Source organism: Alteromonas sp. B31-7 (assembly GCF_015767655.1).
In the GTDB taxonomy this organism is placed as follows: Bacteria; Pseudomonadota; Gammaproteobacteria; order Enterobacterales; family Alteromonadaceae; genus Alteromonas; species Alteromonas australica.
In genome coordinates, this window is sequence record NZ_CP065233.1 from 1,173,114 (window position 1) to 1,196,133 (window position 23,020).

Here is a 23,020-nt window from a genome sequence, read left to right on the forward strand (position 1 = left end):
GGATAATGGATTTAATATCATGAATCGTATAAGCAAATTTTTAACTAGTAGTCTTGTGGCTCTGTCGGTTGCTTCCTGCGGTGGCAGTGGAGAGTTGGACAGTGAACCTCAAGCTGTTTTGACAGAAGATCAAGTGGCAACCACTGAAAATATTGACGCTTTGGTCATCGCTACCTATTCATACCTTGGAAACGACCACTACACCGCGCCTAATTATCTTTGGCCCACGGGGAACCTGCGTGCAGGAGATGCGCATAAAGGCGGTAACGGTCCGTCAGACATTTTTGCCTATCATGCATTATCCATGTATGAGCCACTCGTGCCTGACATGGAGTCTTTCCCACCGGATTTGATTGACCTGAATAACAAAAAGTGGACACGAAACTACACGGGTATTTCACGGGCTAATTCGGCACTTAACGTTATTCAAGATACACCCGCTGACGAGCTTGCCACTGCTGACGAAAAGTCTGCAGAGTTACGCTTTCTCAGAGCTGTTTTTTATTTCGACCTGAAAATTCATCATAAGCATATTCCTTGGATTGATGAGACGATGACACAGGAAGAGATATTAGCTACCACCAACCGTGACCTTACTGATCAGCAGTTATGGGATAAGATAGCGGCGGATTTTCGCTTCGCTTCTAATAACCTTCCCGCTGTTCAACAAGACGTTGGGCGTGCCTCGTCGCTCTCTGCAAAAGCCTATTTAGCGAAGACTTTGCTATATCAAGCGTACGAGCAAGATGAGTTACATAATGTCGTTAATATCAATCAACAAAAACTGGAAGAAGTAGTGCGTTTGGTTGATGAAATTGAGGCTAGCGGAGAGTATGGGCTGTATGATGATTATGCTGAAAACTTTCTCGCTGAATTTGAGAATGGTCGCGAGTCTGTTTTTGCAATCCAACGTTCATTAAATGATGGCAGTCCAGATGGGCGAGGAGCCTGGTCTAGTGCGTTGAATGCTCCAATGTCAGGAGGATTTGGTTGCTGCGGTTTTCATGTTCCCACTGAAAATTTTGTGAATGCATTTAAGACTGACAACTCGGGACTGCCCCGCTTCTCTAACTTTAACGAGAGTGTGTATAACGTAGCAAATGACTATGTTGACCCTCGCCTTGATCATACAGTCGCCATGGAAGGAAAGCCGTTTAAGTATGACCCTGATCTTATTCACGGTGGCGATAGCTGGGCGCGAGCACCAGGAATATACGGTAACTACACTGGCATGAAAGACTTAGAACACCCTGACTGTGATTGTCGAGGAGAAAATGGGCCCTTCCCTATTTTTTCATTAAACACCGTGCTTGTTCGCTATGCCGATGTATTACTGTGGAAAGCTGAAGCGCTTATAGAACTTGATCGCTGGGAAGAAGCTACCCCTATCATTAATCGTCTAAGAGCACGTGCCGCGGCAAGTACTGGCAGACTTAATGAGGCGAGTATGTACCGTATTGGTACCTACGACACTTTCGCTAATAAAACTGAAGCTCGCCAAGCATTGCGCTGGGAACGACGGGTTGAATTAGGTTTAGAGGGGCATCGCTTCTTCGACTTAGTTCGATGGGGCGTGGCAAAAGAAACCATTGATGAGTACCTCACAACCGAGCGCGGCAGAAAGCCTTATCTAGAAGATGCTGCATTTACCAAAAATAAACACGAATACCTGCCTATTCCTAATCAACAGATTAATTTGAGCGGCGGTATCTATGTACAGAACCCGGGCTACTAAGCCCGGCGTTTCGAGAGTGTCCAAGAGGTAACTTACACATCATGAATAAAATAGTTTATTGGTCTTTCACTGTTGCTATCGCCGGGTTCCTGTTCGGTTTTGATACAGCGGTGATTTCTGGGGCCGACCAGTCCATTCAGGCATTGTGGGAGACGCCACCGCTCTTTCACGGTCTCTTTGTTATGTCTTCAGCGCTGTGGGGAACAGTATTAGGCGCGTTAATGGGGAATTGGCCTTGTGACCGCTTGGGCCGCAAAAAAACGCTAGTGCTTATTGGCGTGCTTTATTTACTCTCTGCGCTAGGCTCAGCGTTGGCTCAAGACCCTTATACGTTTGCCATTTTAAGGTTTATTGGAGGTGTGGGGGTAGGGGTGTCCTCCATCGCTGTACCTGCTTATATTTCAGAGATTGCGCCGGCGAAAATAAGAGGTCGTTTGGTAGCAACTTACCAATTTCAAATTGTATTTGGCATATTGGTCGCGTTCCTTTCCAATTATCTACTATCTGGCGTCATAGTTGAAGACTGGCGCATGATGCTAGGCGTAGAAGCGTTACCTGCTCTGGTTTACTTTTTGATGGTGCTTAAGGCACCGGAAAGCCCGCGTTGGTTGCTTTTACACCGCAACGATGAAACAGAAGCAAGACGGGTGTTTCTCGAGCTGCAAAGTGAAGATATTGAGCAAACGATTAATGCTGTTAAGCGTGATAGCAGCAGCCAAAGTAAAGAGTCATTATTTAAACCAGAATACCGTTTTCCAGTGGTATTGGCATTTTTACTTGCGGCCTTTAATCAACTCTCAGGTATTAATTTTATTATTTACTATGCACCGCGTGTGTTCGACATGGCTGGGCTGGACGGCAGTGCAGCGCTACTTTCTACGGCAGGGGTTGGGCTAGTTAATCTAATCTTTACTATGCTTGGTGTCAGCTTGATTGACCGTATAGGCCGTAAATCACTGATGTATATAGGCTCATTCGGTTATTTGCTCTCACTCGCCACAGTAACTTGGGCCTTTAGTAGCCAAATGGGAGGTACAGTGGTGGTGGGTGCCGTGTTTGTCTTCATCGCGGCACATGCCATTGGTCAAGGGGCTGTTATTTGGGTTTTCATCGCAGAAATTTTCCCTAATTCAGTGCGCTCAAAAGGCCAATCTTTAGGGAGCGGCACCCATTGGGTTTTTGCTGCATTAATTACCTTAATAATGCCACAAGTCTTGGCCAGTTTCTCCGCTCCCCAGGTCTTCGGATTCTTCACCTTTGCTATGTTCTTACAACTACTTTTCGTTCGCTTTTTGATGCCAGAGACGAAAGGGAGAACCCTCGAAGATGTTTCCGCAGCGTTATCAAAATAGAGGCACTTTTTTATGAAGTCAGTGTTAAGTCTTATTATTTCTACAGCTCTTGTTGGATGTTCCATGAATCAAACTAGTCCACTCCCCGTTAGTCCGACCTCTACTGTCGAGGCAGATCGTAACGAAGATTATCGCCCGCAAATTCATTTTTCCCCTAATGAAAAATGGATGAATGATCCCAACGGCATGTTCTACTTGGACGGTGAGTATCATTTATTTTTTCAACATAACCCAGACGCGTCAGTGTGGGGGCCTATGCACTGGGGGCATGCCGTCAGCAAGGACCTAGTGCATTGGGAAGAGCGCCCAATCGCACTTTATCCAGATGAGCAGGGTACAATATTCTCAGGAAGTGCCGTGGTAGATTGGAATAATTCTAGTGGGCTGGGAAGTGATAACAACCCTCCCATAGTCGCGCTGTTTACCTATCACAATGCAGAAATGGAAAAGCAGGGCCGCATCGACTATCAGACCCAAGCATTGGCGTATAGTTTGGACAAAGGTCAAACCTGGCAAAAATACACAGGTAACCCGGTGATTGAAAATCCTGGTATTAAAGACTTTCGCGACCCTAAAGTCATGTGGCACGAACCCACACAAAAGTGGGTGATGGTGCTAGCACAAAAAGATCATATTGGTTTTTATAGTTCCGATAACCTTATTGATTGGTCTTTAGAGAGTACATTTGGCGAAGAGATAGGCAGTCATGGCGGCGTGTGGGAGTGCCCAGAATTATTACTTATGCCAGTTGAAGGGACCAATGAGTCTCGCTATGTACTGCTGGTGAGTATCTCGCCTGGCGGGCCGAATGGTGGCTCGGCAACGCAATATTTTGTTGGAGATTTTGACGGTAAAACCTTTGTATTGGACGCCGACTGGGAAACGGAACTTGCGCCTACGGTAGCAAAATTTCCTACCGGTAAGGTATTTGATGATTTTGAAAATGGTGTGAATCAGTGGCGTGCCGAAGGCAGTGCTTTTTCTTCTGCGCCAACCAATGGCGGTCATACCAACCAGCCTCCACCTACAGGGTATACAGGTGTCAGTTTAATCAATAGCTTTGCTGATGAAGACCGTGCCACCGGTTCACTGACTTCTCAGTTATTTACGATTACAGAGAAGTTTATAAACTTCAGAATTGGCGGCGGCCATCACCCCGACAAAGTGGGCATTCAACTTATTGTCGATGGCGAAGTAGTAAAGTCGGAAACCGGGCTTAATCGTGAAACACTTCATCATGCAAGTTGGGATGTCAGTGAATGGATGGGTGAACCTGCATTGTTGAGAATTATCGATAAAGAGGCAGGAAGCTGGGGGCATACCTATATTGATGATATTGTGTTTGCTAACGAGCCTGCCGAAAATCGATTAGAGCCCGCCATTTGGCTAGATCACGGCACCGATAATTATGCGGGCGTGACGTTCTTCAATACACCTAACAGTAATGAAAGACGGCATATTTTCATGGGATGGATGAGTAATTGGTTATACGCCAACGAGGTACCGACAAATAAATGGCGTAGTGCCATGACGTTACCGAGAGCGTTAAAGTTATTAAACACCCCGAAAGGACTGCGAGTTCAAAGCCAATTAGTCGAAGAACTTGATTCACTTGTTGAAGCCACTGAGCAAGCCACGTCACTGGCGCCAGGTGAAACTATAAGCTTATCCTCGCTGGATAGCTCAGGAAGAATGTCAGCTTTACGTTATTCTTTTAAGGTTGACGCTGAACTGGCATCACCTGTGTTAGTGGGTTTTGAAAATGATCAAGGAGAGTTCGTAGATATTGAAATTGATCACAAAAGGTCGGTGGTTTCCTTAGATCGCAGCCAGTCAGGAAAGGTTGGGTTTAATGAGCAGTTTAGCAGCGTACAAGAGGGCACTTTAACGACGATTAATACGCAATACTCGGTTTCGATTGTGATTGACAGGTCTTCACTCGAGTTATTTATCGATGATGGTACCACCGTTATGACATCGTTAATATTTCCGGCATCAGTGTACGACACGATGAGCGTCAAGACCGATAGCCAACCTCTTAAGCAGGTTTCTGTAGAGCGATTAGGATCTATATGGTCGGCTAAATAGCGTCATTTAGGCTTAGGGTATTATTATGAAGTGTCAGCTAAATTCGGCGTATTGGTCATCAGCGATAACATTTTTTTCGTTCTTTCTGACCTGGTCGTTTTGTTACTCGTTGTTTCCTCTATGGTTAAACCAAACACTGGCGTTAACCGGAAAAGAAACAGGTGTAGTATTCGCCACCAATGCGTTAGCGGCTCTTATAATAATGCCCGTTTACGGTATTTTGCAGGACCGGTTGGGAACGGGCAAACAGCTATTATTTATGCTGGGACTATTAATGGCTGGCGTAGGCCCTTTCTTTATTCTGATTTACCAACCCCTATTAACGTCTTTCTTCATAGTGGGCGCTATCGTCGGCGCACTATATAGTGCGCTCACCTTTGGTGCTGCAGTAGGCACACTTGAGGCTTATATAGAGCGTCTAGGTCGTAAACATGATGTCGAATTTGGCAAGGCGAGGCTATGGGGCTCGCTGGGCTGGGCATGTGCTACTTTTGTGGCTGGTGTAATATTTAACATTAATCCTAAGCTTAACTTTGTTTTAGCGAGTGCCACGGGAGTCGGCTTCATTCTCTGCCTATTCTGGCTGCCAGCGTCTACGAAAACGCCACGCACAAAAAAGAAAAAAGTGGGAGTGAGCGATGTGCTTTCGCTCTTTAGTCAGAGCCGATTTTGGCGTTTAAGCCTCTACGTGATGGGGGTTTCTTGTCTCTATCAAATATATGATCAGCAGTTTCCTATTTATTTTTCTTCGCTTTTTCCAACCCCTGAAGAAGGCAATAGATTTTATGGATACTTAAATTCACTGCAGGTGTTTATCGAAGCTGGAATGATGTTTATCGCTCCGTTTATCGTTAACAAAATAGGGCCAAAGAATGGACTATTGCTAAGCGGCGCAATCATGGCCCTTCGTATGCTGGCTTCGGGCGTTGTTGCCGACCCTGTTTCTATTTCGTTGGTCAAATTACTTCATGCCCTAGAATTGCCTATTTTGCTAGTGGCGATTTTTAAATACACTGCAGTTAACTTTGATACTCGGCTCTCTGCAACGATTTACCTGATTGGGTTTCATGTATTCACCCAAGTTGTTACCACACTGTTATCGTCAGTAATTGGTGAACTTTACGATGATCTTGGATTTGCCGACACTTATTTACTGCTTGGTACAGTAGTGACGGTTAATCTTATCTTTTCGTTTTGGATATTAGAAAACAACAAACCGAAAAATGATGTAGCAGCTAGAACGACTGGCGGCTATTAAGGGTAAACCGTGCAGTTTCTTTCACCGGCTCGGTGCGCTCCTCAAGTAGGCAGTTGAATGCCCATTGGCCCATTTCGTAGTGGGGGAGTGCCATGGTTGTTAACTCTGGTTGCAATAGGGTAGGAATGATATCCCAGTCATCGAAACTGCCGACGCCGATATCTTTACCTACTTTTAATCCTAACGCCTGAACGACAAAATAAACCTCAACAGCCATAGGATCTTGCCCACAGAGTATTGCATCGGGCTTAAAGTTCTTAATAATATTTTCTGCCCTACTGCGGGTGACAGAACGTTCATTATTCTCTTCTCCGAAAATAACGGATTCTACTAGGAGATTATCAAGGTTTATATTGGCGTTGATAAAGGCTTGTTCTACGCCTTCTTTGCGCAGTTTTGCAGCAATGATATTCTCATTCAGGTTTAAGAATGCAATACGCTTATAGCCTTTACCTATAAGACTTGCCGTGATTTCTCTGGCCGCCTCTTTTTCGTCGGGAACAATAGAAGGATACCTTCCATAGCTGTCATAACAGTTTGCTAACACTGTCGGTACTTCTTTAAATTGCAAGGGAAGAGAAACTTCACGATGATACATAGCCGCATAAATTATGCCTTCAACGCGATGCTCAAAAAGATGATTGACTGCGCCTTCTACACTGTATTTATTGACGTTTACGTTCAGCACCATCAATTCTTTATTGTGTTTCCAAGCGAGATCCTGCGCGCCTCGAATAAGGTCAAAAGTATAAGGTACACGCAATAGTTCGTCGGCGATAAATCCAATTACGCCAGACTTTTTGCGACGTGTCATTTGGGCGGCTCGGTTTGGGCGGTAGCCAAGCTCCTCAATGGCTTTAAGTACCTTTTCTCTGTTTTTAGGCTTGACGGTAGGGTCATTGTTCACAACCCTTGATACAGTTTTAAACGCCACACCCGCGTGCGCAGCCACGTCCTTTATTGTAACCATTCCATATGATTCCTAATTTACGTACTTCATTTAATTGCCTAAAGCTACACACTTTTACCAAATTTTGCCATACGCCCGCCCGAGTACGCGATAATTACTTTCATATCAAAAATGTAAAATAAATGTTGTATTTGTGTTTGTATAACTCTAATCTTATTAAAAGACAACGTTGTTTAATTTGGGTTTCCCAGTAAAGCGTGTCGAAAACTGGTCGTGTTTTTTCGGCATACTCAATTAAAAAATTACAACATAGCGCATTTAGATGCTATGGAGGATAACTATGAACACTTCACATCCATCTCCTCTACGGGGACGGCTTTCGGTCATACTTTTACTGGTGAGCGCCTCCCTTATGGCGTGCTCAGACGATGATACACACAAAAATAAAATCGAAGCAGAATTGATTGTTTTGCAAGAGGGGCAAAGTCCTTCTGATGTTATTGGAGAGGGCAGCGAGCCCATCGATGAAGAGCAAGAAGAAGATATTACTCTGACCGAAAATCCTGAAAGTGCAGGCTTTCCTCTGTTTAATAACCCTGAAAATAGTGATCAAACTTTATCTGGGTTCGAGTTTTGTTGTGGCCAATACAACACCTACGCAGAGCACGGTTTTGAAGACGTCTCAGGAGATTTTGCTAAGCTTGATGGTGGATGGTGGGGCGCAGATGTGGGGGGCGTAGTAGGAGAGCGCGTGTTTTCTAGCTTCGGGGATGGCTTTGACAATGAAGACGAAAGCTTAGGTTGGGTAGGGTTTAGCGCTGTTGGTATGATGGACAGCCCTGCTTTTGAAATAACAGAACGTTATATCAACTTTCTCATTGGTGGGGGAAGCAACGGCTTTACAGAGCCAAATACGACAGCATTGGTATTGGTTGTTGATGATGAAGTCGTATTGCAGGCCAGCGGAGATGACACTGCGATGAGTATGCGGTGGGTAACGTGGGACGTCACTAATTATGCTGGAATGACCGCAAAAATTCGCTTCATAGACAACCATCCGGAAGATAACTCAGATACTGCTCTGCCTTACTTACTTGTCGACGAGATACGGCATGCAGGCGAAGCTGCTTCAATGCCTGACGAAACTAGTCACTTGCAGATAACAGCAAGTGCGTCAATTGAACCAGAATCGGATGGCATACCTGCTTTTACTCGTGTTTCTGACCAGGGACAACATATTGCTGGGTTTGAGTTTTGCTGCGGACAATTTAATACCTATGCCAACCACGACTTTAGAGCTACAGGTGATTTAGATAAGCTCGACGGCGGCTGGTGGGCTGCAGATATAAGCAATCACCAAGGTGAGCGAATTTTCACAAGTCGTGGCGACGGTTTTAGTGCAGATGGCACGTCGCTGGGTTGGATTGGCGACGAGGCGACAGGAACGCTAAGTTCTCCCCCTTTTACCCTTAGCCACAACTTTTTAAACTTTTTGGTGGGCGGTGGTACTCAAGATTTTACGTTAGATAATGCTACGGCGGTGGTATTGCGCGTAAATGGCAAAGTTGTTCGTCATGCCGTGGGAAATGGAGAAGAGTCACAGCTAGATTGGCACACATGGGATGTGAGTGCATTAAAGGGAAAAACCGCAGTGTTGGAAGTTATCGACTATCACGAGGGGGGACAAGAGAATGGACTTGGCTTTATTATGCTTGATGAAATTCGCTTAGCAGAGCATCCGGCTGCGACGCCCAATAACGCTGAAGTGGTGAGTGTGCCTGATGGCCATGATATTCCTTTGCCTTTAGTCATGGCAGATCCGAACCCCTATTATCATGATGGCGAGTTTTATCTTTATTACTTAATTGATACGGCGTTCCACGACTGGTATCTCACCAAAACCAGTGACCTGCAAAGGGGGAGCTTCCCACAAAGAATTCTTGAAGCCACCGGTGATACGAATACACAAGACCAATGGACCGGCTCAGGAAGCGTCATAGAAGATGCAGAAGGCCAGACACATATCTTCTTTACCGGTCATAATGCAGACTTTAACCCTGTTGAAGCGGTAATGCATGCGACCGCCACAGACGGCACGCTAACTGAATTTACCAAAATACCTGAAGATACGTTTACTGGAAGCAACGGCTATAGCGACTTTGATTTTCGAGATCCTAAAGTATTTTGGAATAAAGAAACCAATAATTATTGGATGTTGATTACTACCCGTTATAACGGTCAAGCGGCTATAGGGCTTTATGTTTCGGAAAATCTTACCACCTGGTTACCTCAGGAACCCCTCTTTGTTATGGATGCTCCTCTTAATTTAGAAGTGCCGGATTGGGTAGATTTTGGTGAAGCGCAATACATGCTATTTTCCGATCAGAATGACGGAGAACGGGATATTAAGTATCTTCGACAAAACGGCGAGGGTTGGCAACTGGCAAACTTCACTTCCCTTGATGGCAAATTTTATTATGCTGGACGCACAGCCGCTTCAGAAGAGTCAACGTTATTATTTGGATGGGTGCCACATAAGATAGGCAGAACTAATGCTGGCGTAGGGACCTTTGGTGGCGATCTGGCCATTCACCAACTCGATACCACAACATCGGGAGAGTTGGCTGTGCATATTCCGCAGAAGTATAAAACCGAATTCGCTAGCGCTATTGATACTACCTTTCAAAGCCAACAGGGTTCAGTTTCTGGCGAGTCGCCTATTACTATGATGGCATCATCTGCTATTACACTGGAAAAGCGCGGCGACAAAAATCGCCTATCGCTGTCGGTTACCAGTGAAAACGCGACTGGCAGATTTGGTATCTACTTTCCTACCGAGGTTGAAGGAGAACAGGTCGCGAGGCTTGAACTGGATACCAATAGCAATCAAGCCTCTTTTTACTTCGGTGATACCCCACCTACCGGCGGTGCAAGCGTCACGCCCACACCTGCGCTAGCGGGCGAGCCGCTTTTCTCTCGCGAGAATGAACCTGAACAGAATGTATCGGGTTTCGAATTTTGTTGTGCGCAATACAACACCCTTACTGCACATGAGTTCACGAACGTAAGTGGCGATTTTTTGAAGCTAGATGGAGGCTGGTGGGGCGGCGATATTGCGAACAATGTTGGCGAACGCGTGTTCTCCAGTTTTGGAGATGGATTTGATGAAGACGGCACTTCCCTTGGCTGGATTGGTTATAACGCCACGGGATCCGCTGATAGCCCTTCATTTGAAATTAGCAAACCCTATATTAATTTTCTCATTGGAGGTGGGACGAATCCTTTCGACAGTGCTAATGCGACAGCAGTCCTGTTAGTGGTAAATGGTGAAGTTGTGAGAAGCCAATCTGGTAGAGATGCTGAAAAATCCGCTGACGATAAGTTTGTCATGGATTGGGTTACATGGGATGTCAGTGAGCTTATAGGACAAACTGCGGTGATAAGGTTTATTGATCAGCACCCTGATGACGGTTCGGATTCCGCATTGCCTTACTTGCTTGCTGATCAATTTAGAGCAGCTGACTTACCCGCTGTTAGTGAGGGAGAAGACGTGGACGCGGGTAATTTAGATGCACAAGTGGCGGTACCTATGAATCTAACTGAAGGGGTAAATCTAGATGTTTGGTTAGATCCTGAGGCAGGTATAGGGACTTTGTATATAAACGAATTTAGAGCACTCAGTTTCAGGCTCTATGACCTCAATCAGCGCCCGGTGGGTATTTACGCACGAGACGTGCCACTATCAGTGAGTGAACTTCAGAGGTTTATTCGACAGTAGAACGGGTAATGAAACAGCAGGCCACTTCTATGTGGTCTGCTATTTTTATTTAGAACGCGTTAAGCAATCTTGAAAGAGTGATACATGTACACGTGAATCTTTCCATTAGCCATAGCTCTAATTAATGCTTAAAAAAATCTTCTGACTGCTCGGCAAGCATGGCTTCAATATCTTCCACATCGATATCTTGAGGGGTTTCATTTTCTGCAGGTTTTGCGGGAATAGTACGTTCTTCCGAGGCCCATTCGCCAAGGTCGATAAGCTGGCACTTTTTACTGCAAAAAGGACGATACTCACTTTGTGGGCCCCATGGCACCGATTTAGAACATATTGGACAAGTGACTTCCATCATGGTCTCCAGTTAACGCTAAATAATGGGGGAAGTTTAACAGGCAGCGAGTCTAAACGATATGTCTGTTTCTACTGAAGCGGTTTGCCCTTCATTAGGAGAAAACAGTAAGAAGCGTAAGGCATAGCGGTATTTATTTCCGCTTAAGGTGGGGTAATAGCCTTCGTGTACTTTACAACGAATTCGAATTAACTCGTTTTTGTCTTCTGCTACGCCTTGATAAAAGCCGCCTTGCGCCACCACCGTTTGAAACTGCCCCCGCTCGCGAATAAATGACAAACTGACGGCTAAGGTATCGTCTAACAAGCTTAAGGTTTGCAACCAGCCATTAATTTCTGCTTGGCGTTCAGCAAGCGGTTGTTGCAGCCAAAAATACAAATTGGGTAAATCGAAGCTACAGGCGCCGCCAGGAATAGCAAACCGTTGTCGAATAGCATTGAGAAACTTATCTTCTTTAAGCGCACTACCAAAGCGGCGTTCGGTTTTCAGTTTTTGCTTTAAGGTGACAATGGTTTTTAGAGCCTGCTCTAACGCAGCACTGTCAATTTTAGGATGTTGCGACCAGTAAACCAGGTTTTTTTCATGGGCATCTAAGTCTTTGCTCATGTCCGACCGCAAATCAAGCCGCTCAATCAAATCGAGTAGTTCAAACAGCTGTTCAAAAAACACCGTTTGAAGTTGGGGGCTTTCGGAGGAAGCGCTACTTTTTAGTTGGCTAAGAAGCTGCTCTACCCGTAGGTAGTTTCGCACTTTCTCCTTTAATGGAAATTCGAATACAGCTTCGCTCATGGATATCCTTGGAACACAATTACTTAGCATTAAAGCCTAATGCATGAATAGCGCTAAGCCAAGTACAGTGAGGCATACAATTGAGGATTTTGACACTTTTTGAGCAAAAAAGTTGCCGGTGATGCTTTATTAAGCACTTAAGTTAAAATGTTTAACATACTGCTGATGCAATAAGGCGACTTGTTCGTGCAACTCATCCAATGAGCCGGTGTTATTAATTACATCATCCGCCTTTTCAAGACGCTCACTGCGACTGGCCTGAGACGCCATAATACTTTCAATGGTTTCCCGTGAGCTGCCATCACGCTGCAAAGCTCTGCTAAGTTGTAGCGATTCAGGGCAATCAACCACAATCACTCTATCACACAGGTTTTCCATGTTGTTTTCTATCAACAAGGGCACAGACAAAATACAATAAGCGCTGGGAGCGGCACCGATATCAGCCAGCATTTTTGCGCGAATTAGCGGATGTAAGAGTTGGTTTAGCCAGTGTTTGTCACCTTCATAACTAAACACTCTTTCCCTTAACGCTGGACGGTTTAATTGACCATCTTCAAGCAATATACCTCTGCCGAAACGGGCAACAATATGCCGTAAGCCTTCGCTACCCACCGCGACGACATCGCGGGCTACTTCATCAGCATCAACGATACTAATGCCCAATGATTTAAAGGCCTCTGTAGCCGCTGATTTTCCGCTGCCAATACCGCCAGTTAACCCGATTACATGCTTTGTCATCAACCTAATATCCAATCTAAGTAGGCTTGAGTAATGTGTGATTTAAACAACAAAGTTATCCACCCTGCAACGGCTAAGTAAGGGCCAAATGGAATCGCCACCGACTTACCTTTGTTTTGGAACACCATAATTGCCACACCGGCAATGGCGCCCACTAAAGAAGAAAGTAAAATAATGATAGGTAAGCCTTGCCAGCCTACAAAGGCGCCCAGCGCTGCCAGTAGCTTAAAATCGCCATAGCCCATACCTTCTTTTCCAGTGGCAATTTTAAACATCCAGTACACTAACCACAAACTCACGTAGCCAATGGCTGCGCCCCAAATGGCTGATTGCACATCAACAAAGACAGAGTGTGTACTTAAGAGTAACCCTAACCATAGCAAGGGCAGTGTGAGCTGATCCGGTAGCAGCATTTTATCTAGGTCAATAAATAGCATGGCCACCAAAAAGTAAGTCAATACCATTGCCCAAAGCGCTTGAGGAGAAGGGCCGAAATAAAAAGCCGCGAATGTACAGGTGAGGGCAGTGAATAACTCAACAAAGGGATAGCGCAACGAAATAGGGGTTTTGCACGATGCACATTTTCCTTTCAAGCATAAATAACTGATAACGGGAATGTTCTCCCAAGGGCGAATTTTATGTCCGCAGGCAGGGCAGGTGCTATCAGGCTTAACTAAATTGAAGGGGGCAGAAGCGTTAGTCGCAGGGGGGGCAGAAACGTCGTTTTGGGGGGTGTTTTCATTCGTAAAATAAGCGCTATATTCTTGCTTCCAGCTATTTTCCATCATGATAGGCAGGCGATGAATCACCACATTCAAAAAGCTTCCCACCATCAAACTGACGAGAAAAACAAGGCCATAAAAGAAAGGGGGATAAAGCTGGCTTAGTGATATAAGCGCTTCCATAGAATACAAATCTCTTTATTTTTAATTATGATGGCAAAGAAAGCTAATGCAGCGCAACCGAATTTTCAATTCATCTGACCGGGGTAACAGCCTAATGGTTCACACTACATTACCCATTTCAAATATAGGCAGGTACATGGCCACAATTAAGCCCCCAATAACGACACCCAGCACCGCCATAATAATAGGCTCAAGTAAACTTGTTAGTCCATCAACCATATCGTCGACTTCAGCCTCATAAATAGTGGCTATTTTGCTAAGCATGCTATCTACCGCGCCAGACTCCTCGCCAATCGCCACCATTTGCGTCACCATATCGGGGAATACATTGGTGGCGCGCATGGCAGTATGCATCTGCATGCCGCCCGCTACCTCTTTGCGCATAAATAAAATGGCATCGCGAAATACCGCATTACCTGAAGCGCCTGCGGCAGACTCTAATGCGCCAATCAGTGGAACACCAGCAGAAAAGGTGGTGGCCAACGTTCGGGTAAAACGCGCAATGCTGGCCTTTTTCAGTATTTCGCCCACTACGGGGGCTTTGAGAATGGCCTTATCTACATTGTCTCTTAGGGATTGGCTTTTTTTATGGGCACGCACAAATAGCATGCCTGCGCCTACCGCAGCAATGGCCATCACGAATCCATAATCTTGCACAAAACGGGAAATGGCTAATACGAATTGGGTAAAGGCAGGCAACTCTGCACCAAAGCTACTGAAAATATCTTCAAATTGTGGCACCACAAATATTAAAAGAATGGTGGTTACCACAAATGCAACCACTACCACCGCGATGGGGTAAAGCATGGCTTTTTTTATTTTTGATTTAAGGGCTTCGGCCTTTTCTTTATAAGTGGCTATACGGTCGTAAATGGTTTCAAGGGCACCCGATTGCTCCCCTGTGTAAACCAAATCACAGTATAGATCATCGAAATAATCAGGGTGTTTGCGTAACGCGCCAGACAAAGGGTTTCCCGATTTAACTTCGTTAGATATTTCGTGAAGCAGCTTACGCATAGACGCTTTAGCATGGCCTTGCGCTATCATGTCTAATGATTGAATTAGGGTAACACCGGCCCCTAACATGGTGGCAATTTGCCGAGACATCACAGAAATATCGGCAGCTACTATCTTTTGTGCGCCTCTGCCAAATAGCGGTGTAGCCAGCTTTTTCACTTTATTGGCAGAAATGCCCTGGCGTCGCAAAAGGTTTTTAGCTTCGGCAAGGCTAATAGCAGAAATTTCGCCTTTTCTGCTGTTACCTCGGCGATCTTTGCCTTGCCAAGTATAGGTGGTTGCTGCCTTCGCCATTAAATACCTACTCCGCCAAAAAGAAAATCAATATTGCGCTGTGTGAAAATGCAATGTGGAAAGACAAAAAAGCCCAGACATTGCTGGGCCTTTCTACACACTAAGCACGGCGACTTAACATAGTGTGGCTGGGGTACATGCTGCAGCCCAAGTTACACGACCATTTGCCAAAGTTGGCGTTAGCACGTAAGTTGCTGCGTTACCTGAATCATCTTCGATACCTGAATCACCAGAAGCGGTCGCTGTGATAACGCCGTTAGCGGTAGTTAGGCCAACAAGGCTAGTATCAGACGAGTTATCAATATTAGATGGAACACCGTTTGAGCCGCCGTCACAGTTGGCCAAGGCACCGGTGGTTTGTGCGCAAATCTCTACCGCTGTTTTCGCTGCTGCGGTTGAGTTAGTCACTTCAGTGAAGCTGGCTTTCTCTGTGTAGTTTAAATATGAAGGCAGAGCAATAGCGGCAAGAATACCGATAATAGCAACCACAATCATAAGTTCGATTAGAGTGAAACCTTTTTGATTTAACGCATTCATGTTTTTCATATTTGTTCTCCGGGAGCTGTGTGTCACGCAATAGTAAAGTCGTGTTCAAATTAACATTTATACCCGAGACGTGAATGACGACCCCGGTACTTGATACTCAGTATAGATTTCAATTTCTAACTGACAAGTATCGGAAATTATACCGGTGTGTTGCTTTCGCAGGTTATCGCACAGCTAGCGCCCAGCACCTATGATGCATTTAATCTTTTGTATAATAATCTTGTAGTTACAAAAGTTATGGCGAACAATACGTGTGTGTTAACTGGCGCTGATAAGTAAAGAGCGAGGGAGAGAACTCCCTCAATTAGGATGGAATTATTTATCGCTATCTATATTAATACGAAGCGAAAGATCTATGGCTTGAACATGTTTGGTTAATGCGCCAGAAGAAATGTAATCCACACCCAATTTACTTAACGAAGCAAGACGTTCATCGGTAATGTTTCCAGACACTTCCAGTTTACTGCGCTTATTCGTGAGCGCTACTGACTCTTGGATCTGTTCGTTAGTGAAATTATCTAACATAATAATGTCAGCGCCAGCCTCTAAGGCCAGTTTTAGTTCGTCTATTGACTCCACTTCAACTTCAACTGGCGCGCCTGGCATCATCGCCTTAGCGCGTTGAATGGCAGGGCGAATACCTCCGCAAGAAAAAATGTGATTTTCTTTTATCAAAAACGCGTCAAAAAGCCCTATTCGGTGATTTTGTCCGCCGCCGCAGCGTACAGCGTATTTTTGCGCCATACGTAGTCCAGGCAGGGTTTTTCGCGTGTCGAGGATCTTCGTTTCGCTATCACTGAGTATGTGTGCATAAAACGCGGTGGTGGTCGCAGTGCCTGACAAGGTTTGGAGAAAATTGAGCGCCGTACGCTCTGCCGTTAAAATGGCGCGCGCCGACCCAGATAAGCTAACAAGTACTGTATCGCCATCCACCTTGTCGCCGTCATTCACATGCCAAGTGACAGACACATTAGGGTCGACAAGGGCAAAAGCTTGGTTTACCCACGCGACGCCACACACCACACAGGGTTCTCTGGTAATAATTGTTGCGGTGGCTTGAGTGTCAGCATCAATAAGGTTAGCGGTAATATCCTTCGCGGCGTTTAACTCGCCGCCTAAATCTTCAATAAGCGCTTGCGAAACCTGTTCGCGAATTGCCTGTATATCGGGTGATGTCATCTTCATCGCAGTCATTTTTCAAAGGGTACGCAATATTAACCATTCTCCGCGCTGAGTAAACTCTAATTGCTTTAAAACACTCATGCCTAAAAGAATATGGTCGTCTTGCATACCTGGGTTTAAATTGGCCTTAACGTTATGCACAACAATGTCGCCAATACGCAAGGTGTTAATTCGAGATTCGGCCACCCGTACCACGCCATTGGCCGTGCTTGCCAGTCCTTCTCGGCCCGCCTGCAATTGTAATTTCGACGCAAGGTGCGCAGGCACGGCGACGTCCGTAGCCCCAGTATCTACTAAAAATACAACTTCTTCGCCATTGATGTAGCCGCTAGTAACATAGTGTCCTTGCCTATTTTGCTTTAAGCGAACTTCTGTCTGAGTGCCAATCCGTTGAGAGGCTGGTTCGGTATTTGGGTTAACTTGTTTTTCCAGTAAATCCGAAAAAACAAAGACCAGAAGGCCAAGGCCGCAAATCCATGCAAGGGCTACCATCCACTTACCCGCTGAACGGGTATCCTGGTGTTCGTTGTTCATGTTATTAACTACTCTGTTATTTTGGTTTTGTTCTTGGCTTTCCTTGATTTCGCAAGCAAGGCAATGTCACACTTTAGAGAATGTAGACGATTGCACGAAAAATCAAACATAATGGTGCTATACGACAACGCCACGCAAATTAAAAGCACACACTACGATGCGCGACCCAACGCCGATGATGTGAGCTTATTGGTCATTCATAATATTTCTCTTCCTCCTGGCGAGTTCGCCACTTCTGGTATTCGAGATTTATTCACCGGTCAGTTAAACCCCCATGCTCACCCCTTTTTTAAAGAGATTGCTCACATCCGTGTGTCGGCGCACTGCGTTATCTACCGAACAGGCGTGATTGAGCAATTCGTGCCTTTTGATGCGCGGGCTTGGCATGCGGGCATTTCATCATTTCAGGGGCGGCAGCGCTGTAACGATTATTCTATTGGTATCGAACTTGAGGGAACTGATACCTTGCCTTACACAGACGCACAGTACTTAGCACTAGAGAACCTCTCTAAATTTATCATTCTGCGCTATCCTCGGATCACTATCGGGCGTATTGTGGGTCATAATGATATTGCACCAGGGCGAAAAACCGACCCAGGATACGAATTCGATTGGCCAAGGTTTCGACAAAGCCTTTTTACTGTTGAGCCCTAACACTTTCATTTATTTAAAAAGGAAGCGCGTAATCTCATGATTTTAATGACTTTGCTATTAGTATTGAGCCTAGAGCGTGTGGTGAGTAAAGACGCGAATTGGCATATCGAAAGGTATGCTGCTCAGTATCGAGCTTGGCTAGAGAAAACCCAGTGGCTGTCTGACAATACCGCGCCTATTTCTTTGTATGCCGCTTTGCTTCTACCGCCAGTGGTATTGGGGTTAATTGAATATTGGGTATTAGGTGCCTTCTTTACCTTTATAGAACAAAGTATCGTGCTTTTTGTTTGTATTGGCTGCCCTACGTTACGCGCTATTTATAAGCGCTTTTTAAATGCCGCAGAACGCAACGACTTGCAAGCCTGTAGCATGTATACCGATCAACTTGGCCACTGCGCTAGCACAGCGCAGAGCGATGGCACAGCAAAAGGTGAGGGGAAAAGTTTTGGCCAACATCTTACATGGTTGAATTATCAGCACTATGCTGCGGTTATGCTTTGGTTCATTGGTTTCGGCGCACCTGGCGCGTTATTTTACTGTTTAAGCCGAAGTGCTACTGAAGCCCTGTGTAACGCTGAGCATCCATTAAAAGATGGCGCTGGACGGCTTATGTTTGCGTTAGATTTTATCCCAGTAAGAATTACCGCTTTTGGTATGTTAATGATGGGGCACTTTTCGCGAGCACTACCCGAGTGGATTAAGTTCGCCATTAAATTTGACGTACCCGCTTACGATGTTTTAACTCAGATTTCCGCAAAAGCAGAAACACTTTCGCCGGAAGAATATGCACAGCAGAGCGAAAATGCAGCAATTGAACCCAAGGTGTTAGTAAAATTAGCAAAACGTAATGTTGTTTTCTTGCTGGTGGTGACCGCTTCTTTGACACTCGTGGGTAGCCTCGCATAACCACTATTTTTTACATTTACTGAAAACGTCAGCACTGGTCTGCAAAGAAACCATTTGTAGATCAGTTGCTTTAGCACACTTTCCGCAGTTGCAAACCTCATCAGACCAGTTGTGGTTCGATAACTTTTCTTAACAAATTCAACAATAAAGCTTAACACCAAGCAAACTGCATTAGGTTTGCTATGCTTGAGAGTATTTACCTCGAAATCGATCTGCCTTAAACTGTATAGGTAAAATGGTATTACCAATTTTATGAATGTTTAAATTAACCCCGATTATTTTTTACATTCATCAGAGTAATATTCAGCGCGTACAATAAGAAGGATAGATACAACGCATGCGTCAGCAGCGAAAAAAACTCTCTGATGTGATTACCGAGCAACTCGAGTCTATGATACTTGACGGTACATTATTGGCAGGGCAAAAGTTGCCACCAGAAAGAGAGTTAGCGCTAGAATTTGACGTGTCTCGTCCTTCATTAAGAGAAGCCATTGGCAATTTACAGGCCCGTGGGCTTGTCGAGCGTAAACAAGGTGGCGGTACCTTCGTAAACCGCAACCTGAACGCGGCGATGAAAGACCCATTGATGGACCTTGTGAGCCAACGCCCTGAAACCCAATTCGATTTACTTGAGTTTCGTCATGCCCTTGAAGGTATGGCGGCATACTACGCGGCGCTACGTGGCCAGCCAGAAGATTACGAAGCGCTAAAGCAAGCGCTTAATGAACTGCCAACGCCTAAAGCCAGTGAAAGTAAGCGGGCTCAGGCTGAAGCCTTAGGGCAGTTTTATATCATTATGGCACGAGCATCACACAATATGGTGCTATTACACGTAATGAGCACCATGCAAAGTATGCTGGTAGACAACATTGAACGAAATTTTGACATGCTGAGCGCACCCTGAAAGCGGTGGAAGACATTGCTAAGCAGCGTCGCGAAATTGTAGAAGCAATTGCAGCACGTGACCCTGAATCTGCGCGTCAGGCATGTAATACGCATTTGGCGTTTATTGAAAAAACGCTATTAACCATTAATCAGCGTGATACTCGCGTACAGCGTGCGTTACGTCGATTAGAAATTTAGTTATTCAGCCACCGTTAAATGATAAAGGTTTGGATAGCTATTCATTCGCAGCGGCCGGTCAGGTGAAAACCTGTGCCAATGCAAAAGCAGGTGAGCCAGATTGGGTCACTGTGAGTACAACGTAATTTAGTTTTCCTTCTTTTAGCGCTTTTAAGTTTAGGGGCAATGCTAAGGGAGGATTTTCTATATAAGCAAAAAATAGGATGGCACCATGTCTGATATGATGCACCAAGATGTAGATCCTCAAGAAACTAAAGAGTGGATTGATGCGCTTGAGTCGGTTTTAGAAGAGGAAGGCGTAGAACGCGCCCATTATTTACTCGAAAAACTTATTGATAAAGCACGTCGCAGTGGAGCGCATCTACCGTATGACGCAACCACTGCCTACATCAATACTATCCCTGCAGCGCAAGAGCCAAACATGCCTGGCGACTTGACCATCGAAGCGCGCATCCGTGCGGCAATTCGTTGGAACGCATTAATGATTGTATTGCGTGCATCTAAAAAAGACCTTGAGCTTGGCGGCCACATTGGTAGCTTCGCGTCATCTGCTATGCTTTACGATGTAGGTTTCAACCATTTCTTCAAAGCGCCTAATGAAAACCAAGGCGGCGACTTTATTTTCGCTCAAGGCCATATTTCTCCAGGTATTTACGCCCGTTCATACATGGAAGGCAACTTAACTGAAGAGCAGTTAAATAACTTCCGTCAAGAGTGCGCAGGGGAAGGTTTATCTTCATACCCACACCCTCACTTGATGAAAGATTACTGGCAGTTCCCAACAGTATCTATGGGCTTAGGGCCACTTCAAGCTATCTACACAGCCCGCTTCCTTAAGTACCTAACCAACCGTGGCATTAAAGACTGTTCAGGTCAGCGCGTATACTGCTACATGGGCGACGGTGAGTGTGATGAGCCAGAAAGCTTGGGTGCAATAGGTCTTGCGTCTCGCGAAGGCCTAGACAACCTAACGTTTGTTATCAACTGTAACTTACAGCGCCTTGACGGCCCGGTACGTGGTAACGGCAAAATTATCCAAGAACTTGAAGGTACGTTCCGCGGCGCAGGCTGGGAAGTCGTGAAAGTCATTTGGGGGAGTTACTGGGATGAACTGCTTGCCCGCGATAAATCTGGCAAGCTAATCCAGCTTATGGGTGAAACCGTAGACGGTGAATACCAAAACTGTAAAGCCAAAGGCGGCAAGTACACCCGTGAAAACTTCTTCAACAAGTACCCTGAAACCGCGGCACTTGTAGCCAACATGTCTGACGATGACATCTGGCGCCTAAACCGTGGTGGTCACGACCCAGTTAAAGTATTTGCGGCATACCAAAAAGCCATTGATACGAAAGGTCGCCCAACGGTAATTCTTGCTAAAACCGTTAAAGGTTTTGGCCTTGGTGCATCGGGTGAAGCGCAAAACGTGGCGCACAACGTGAAGAAGATGGACGTTGACTCTATCAAGCAGTTCCGCGACCGTTTCAACATTCCAATCGCCGATGAGAAGATTGAAGAACTACCTTACTTCAAATTCGACGAAGACAGCGAAGAAATGAAATATCTTCGTGCACGTCGTGAAGCACTTGGTGGTTACCTGCCTTCTCGCCGCGAGCAGGCTGAAGAACAGCTTGAAATTCCAGAGCTAAGCGCCTTCGATGCTATCTTGAAAGGTTCAGGCGACCGTCAAGTATCGTCCACCATGACCTTCGTGCGTGTACTTAACGCGCTATTGAAAGACAAGAAAATTGGTAAGCGCATTGTGCCAATTATTCCTGATGAAGCCCGTACTTTCGGTATGGAAGGCTTGTTCCGTCAGGTAGGTATTTATGCTAACGAAGGCCAAAAATACGTGCCTCAAGATGCAGACCAAGTGGCTTACTACCGTGAAGACAAGAAAGGTCAGGTACTGCAAGAAGGTATTAACGAATTAGGTGCAATGGCATCATGGGTGGCGTCGGGTACGTCTTACTCAACCTGTAACGCCACCACTATTCCGTTCTATATTTACTACTCAATGTTTGGTTTCCAACGTGTTGGTGACCTTGCATGGGCAGCAGGCGATAGCCAAGCACGCGGTTTCCTACTAGGTGCAACTGCAGGTAGAACCACACTTAACGGTGAAGGTCTACAGCACCAAGACGGCCACTCACATGTTCAGGCGAACCTTATTCCTAACTGTATTACTTACGATCCAACGTACGGTTACGAAGTCGCGGTTATCGTTCAAGACGGTCTGCGTCGTATGTACGGTAACAACGAGAACGTGTTCTACTACCTAACGCTGATGAACGAGAACTATCAGCACCCGGCAATGCCAGAAGGTGACGATATTGCTGAGCAAATCATTAAAGGTATCTATAAGCTAGAGCGTGTTGAAAACGACAAGTCTACGCTTAACGTTCAGCTAATGGGCTCAGGTACTATCTTGAACGAAGTGCGTAAAGCGGCACAAATTCTGTGTGAAGACTACAACGTATCGTCTGACGTGTACTCGGTAACCTCGTTCAACGAGCTAGCCCGTGAAGGTCAAGACGTAGCACGTTACAACATGCTTAACCCAGAAGCTGAGCAAAAAGTCCCTTACATTGGTCAGGTTATTACGAAAGATGCAGGCCCTGCAATTTCTGCCACTGACTATGTGAAGAACTACTCAGATCAAGTACGTGCGTTTATCGATACTGAATACCGCTGCCTAGGTACAGATGGTTTCGGTCGAAGCGATAGCCGCGAAAACTTGCGTACGCACTTTGAAGTTAATGCGTCATACATTGTGGTTGCATCACTTTACGAATTGGCTCAACGTGGTGACGTTGAGAAGAAAGTGGTAGCAGAAGCGATTAAGCGTTTTGATATTAACGCTGAAAAACTTAACCCACTTTACGCGTAGCCAAAGAAGGTATTT

17 protein-coding genes and 1 pseudogene are annotated in these 23,020 nt (G+C 45.5%); 9 read left to right on the forward strand and 9 right to left on the reverse strand.

Features of this window, described 5'->3' with window-relative positions; all coding sequences use genetic code 11:
* Window positions 1–19: 19 nt before the first annotated feature.
* The 4 genes from IUA53_RS04910 to IUA53_RS04925 all read left to right on the forward strand — a co-directional run bounded on the left by IUA53_RS04910 (window position 20) and on the right by IUA53_RS04925 (window position 6,433).
* Complete coding sequence (locus IUA53_RS04910) at window positions 20–1,735, forward strand: RagB/SusD family nutrient uptake outer membrane protein (protein ID WP_196898562.1); 1,716 nt, start codon at window positions 20–22, stop codon at window positions 1,733–1,735.
* 41 nt (window positions 1,736–1,776) lie between these two features.
* Window positions 1,777–3,087 carry a sugar porter family MFS transporter gene (locus IUA53_RS04915; protein ID WP_044057833.1) on the forward strand — a complete coding sequence of 437 codons (1,311 nt, stop codon included), beginning with the start codon at window positions 1,777–1,779 and terminating at the stop codon, window positions 3,085–3,087.
* A 63-nt stretch (window positions 3,088–3,150) separates the two neighbouring features.
* Window positions 3,151–5,175, forward strand: a complete 2,025-nt coding sequence (locus IUA53_RS04920) for a glycoside hydrolase family 32 protein (protein WP_196898564.1) — start codon at window positions 3,151–3,153, stop codon at window positions 5,173–5,175.
* Between the two features lie 25 nt (window positions 5,176–5,200).
* Window positions 5,201–6,433 (forward strand): oligosaccharide MFS transporter, encoded by a 1,233-nt coding sequence (locus tag IUA53_RS04925; RefSeq protein WP_044448344.1) that lies wholly within the window; start codon window positions 5,201–5,203, stop codon window positions 6,431–6,433.
* Here the strand turns inward: IUA53_RS04925 and IUA53_RS04930 are convergent.
* A complete protein-coding gene (locus IUA53_RS04930) occupies window positions 6,411–7,403 on the reverse strand; it encodes a LacI family DNA-binding transcriptional regulator (protein ID WP_044448342.1) in 993 nt (330 codons plus the stop codon). The two genes, IUA53_RS04925 and IUA53_RS04930, sit on opposite strands and share 23 nt — an antisense overlap.
* A gap of 280 nt (window positions 7,404–7,683) precedes the next feature.
* Here IUA53_RS04930 and IUA53_RS04935 point away from each other — a divergent pair, with 280 nt between their 5' ends.
* Window positions 7,684–11,121, forward strand: a complete 3,438-nt coding sequence (locus IUA53_RS04935) for a hypothetical protein (RefSeq protein WP_231401259.1) — start codon at window positions 7,684–7,686, stop codon at window positions 11,119–11,121.
* A 121-nt stretch (window positions 11,122–11,242) separates the two neighbouring features.
* Here the strand turns inward: IUA53_RS04935 and yacG are convergent, their stop codons facing one another.
* The 8 genes from yacG to IUA53_RS04975 form a co-directional block, all read right to left on the reverse strand.
* Window positions 11,243–11,470 carry a DNA gyrase inhibitor YacG gene (yacG, locus tag IUA53_RS04940; protein WP_044057828.1) on the reverse strand — a complete coding sequence of 76 codons (228 nt, stop codon included), beginning with the start codon at window positions 11,468–11,470 and terminating at the stop codon, window positions 11,243–11,245.
* A 36-nt stretch (window positions 11,471–11,506) separates the two neighbouring features.
* On the reverse strand, window positions 11,507–12,259 hold the full coding sequence (gene zapD / locus IUA53_RS04945) for a cell division protein ZapD (protein ID WP_044448341.1): 753 nt from the start codon (window positions 12,257–12,259) through the stop codon (window positions 11,507–11,509).
* A 129-nt stretch (window positions 12,260–12,388) separates the two neighbouring features.
* A complete protein-coding gene (gene coaE / locus IUA53_RS04950) occupies window positions 12,389–12,997 on the reverse strand; it encodes a dephospho-CoA kinase (RefSeq protein WP_044448340.1) in 609 nt (202 codons plus the stop codon).
* On the reverse strand, window positions 12,997–13,902 hold the full coding sequence (locus tag IUA53_RS04955) for a prepilin peptidase (RefSeq protein WP_044448339.1): 906 nt from the start codon (window positions 13,900–13,902) through the stop codon (window positions 12,997–12,999). The genes coaE and IUA53_RS04955 overlap by 1 nt, the downstream gene beginning before the upstream one ends.
* Window positions 13,903–14,001: 99 nt before the next feature.
* Window positions 14,002–15,213 (reverse strand): type II secretion system F family protein, encoded by a 1,212-nt coding sequence (locus tag IUA53_RS04960; protein WP_044057824.1) that lies wholly within the window; start codon window positions 15,211–15,213, stop codon window positions 14,002–14,004.
* A 114-nt stretch (window positions 15,214–15,327) separates the two neighbouring features.
* Window positions 15,328–15,759, reverse strand: a complete 432-nt coding sequence (locus tag IUA53_RS04965) for a pilin (protein ID WP_044448336.1) — start codon at window positions 15,757–15,759, stop codon at window positions 15,328–15,330.
* 315 nt (window positions 15,760–16,074) lie between these two features.
* A complete protein-coding gene (gene nadC / locus IUA53_RS04970; protein ID WP_044448334.1) occupies window positions 16,075–16,938 on the reverse strand; it encodes a carboxylating nicotinate-nucleotide diphosphorylase in 864 nt (287 codons plus the stop codon).
* A gap of 18 nt (window positions 16,939–16,956) precedes the next feature.
* On the reverse strand, window positions 16,957–17,475 hold the full coding sequence (locus tag IUA53_RS04975; RefSeq protein ID WP_044057821.1) for a retropepsin-like aspartic protease family protein: 519 nt from the start codon (window positions 17,473–17,475) through the stop codon (window positions 16,957–16,959).
* Between the two features lie 111 nt (window positions 17,476–17,586).
* Here IUA53_RS04975 and ampD point away from each other — a divergent pair, with 111 nt between their 5' ends.
* From ampD to aceE, 4 genes and pseudogenes are all read left to right on the forward strand, one after another.
* Window positions 17,587–18,129, forward strand: coding sequence for a 1,6-anhydro-N-acetylmuramyl-L-alanine amidase AmpD (gene ampD / locus IUA53_RS04980; RefSeq protein WP_044057820.1), 543 nt, complete (start codon window positions 17,587–17,589; stop codon window positions 18,127–18,129).
* A 36-nt stretch (window positions 18,130–18,165) separates the two neighbouring features.
* Window positions 18,166–19,035, forward strand: a complete 870-nt coding sequence (gene ampE / locus IUA53_RS04985; RefSeq protein WP_044448332.1) for a beta-lactamase regulator AmpE — start codon at window positions 18,166–18,168, stop codon at window positions 19,033–19,035.
* A gap of 337 nt (window positions 19,036–19,372) precedes the next feature.
* Window positions 19,373–20,118, forward strand: a pseudogene (locus tag IUA53_RS04990) (GntR family transcriptional regulator).
* Window positions 20,119–20,329: 211 nt separating this feature from the next.
* Window positions 20,330–23,005, forward strand: coding sequence for a pyruvate dehydrogenase (acetyl-transferring), homodimeric type (aceE, locus tag IUA53_RS04995; RefSeq protein WP_044057817.1), 2,676 nt, complete (start codon window positions 20,330–20,332; stop codon window positions 23,003–23,005).
* Window positions 23,006–23,020: the final 15 nt, after the last annotated feature.

Bases quoted from the DNA above. Each gene is read 5' to 3' on its own strand.
- IUA53_RS04910 (WP_196898562.1), top strand. From the start codon at position 20: ATGAATCGTATAAGCAAATTTTTAACTAGTAGTCTTGTGGCTCTGTCG.
- IUA53_RS04915 (WP_044057833.1), top strand. From the start codon at position 1,777: ATGAATAAAATAGTTTATTGGTCTTTCACTGTTGCTATCGCCGGGTTC.
- IUA53_RS04920 (WP_196898564.1), top strand. From the start codon at position 3,151: ATGAATCAAACTAGTCCACTCCCCGTTAGTCCGACCTCTACTGTCGAG.
- IUA53_RS04925 (WP_044448344.1), top strand. From the start codon at position 5,201: ATGAAGTGTCAGCTAAATTCGGCGTATTGGTCATCAGCGATAACATTT.
- IUA53_RS04930 (WP_044448342.1), bottom strand. From the start codon at position 7,403: ATGGTTACAATAAAGGACGTGGCTGCGCACGCGGGTGTGGCGTTTAAA.
- IUA53_RS04935 (WP_231401259.1), top strand. From the start codon at position 7,684: ATGAACACTTCACATCCATCTCCTCTACGGGGACGGCTTTCGGTCATA.
- yacG (WP_044057828.1), bottom strand. From the start codon at position 11,470: ATGGAAGTCACTTGTCCAATATGTTCTAAATCGGTGCCATGGGGCCCA.
- zapD (WP_044448341.1), bottom strand. From the start codon at position 12,259: ATGAGCGAAGCTGTATTCGAATTTCCATTAAAGGAGAAAGTGCGAAAC.
- coaE (WP_044448340.1), bottom strand. From the start codon at position 12,997: ATGACAAAGCATGTAATCGGGTTAACTGGCGGTATTGGCAGCGGAAAA.
- IUA53_RS04955 (WP_044448339.1), bottom strand. From the start codon at position 13,902: ATGGAAGCGCTTATATCACTAAGCCAGCTTTATCCCCCTTTCTTTTAT.
- IUA53_RS04960 (WP_044057824.1), bottom strand. From the start codon at position 15,213: ATGGCGAAGGCAGCAACCACCTATACTTGGCAAGGCAAAGATCGCCGA.
- IUA53_RS04965 (WP_044448336.1), bottom strand. From the start codon at position 15,759: ATGAAAAACATGAATGCGTTAAATCAAAAAGGTTTCACTCTAATCGAA.
- nadC (WP_044448334.1), bottom strand. From the start codon at position 16,938: ATGACATCACCCGATATACAGGCAATTCGCGAACAGGTTTCGCAAGCG.
- IUA53_RS04975 (WP_044057821.1), bottom strand. From the start codon at position 17,475: ATGAACAACGAACACCAGGATACCCGTTCAGCGGGTAAGTGGATGGTA.
- ampD (WP_044057820.1), top strand. From the start codon at position 17,587: ATGGTGCTATACGACAACGCCACGCAAATTAAAAGCACACACTACGAT.
- ampE (WP_044448332.1), top strand. From the start codon at position 18,166: ATGATTTTAATGACTTTGCTATTAGTATTGAGCCTAGAGCGTGTGGTG.
- aceE (WP_044057817.1), top strand. From the start codon at position 20,330: ATGTCTGATATGATGCACCAAGATGTAGATCCTCAAGAAACTAAAGAG.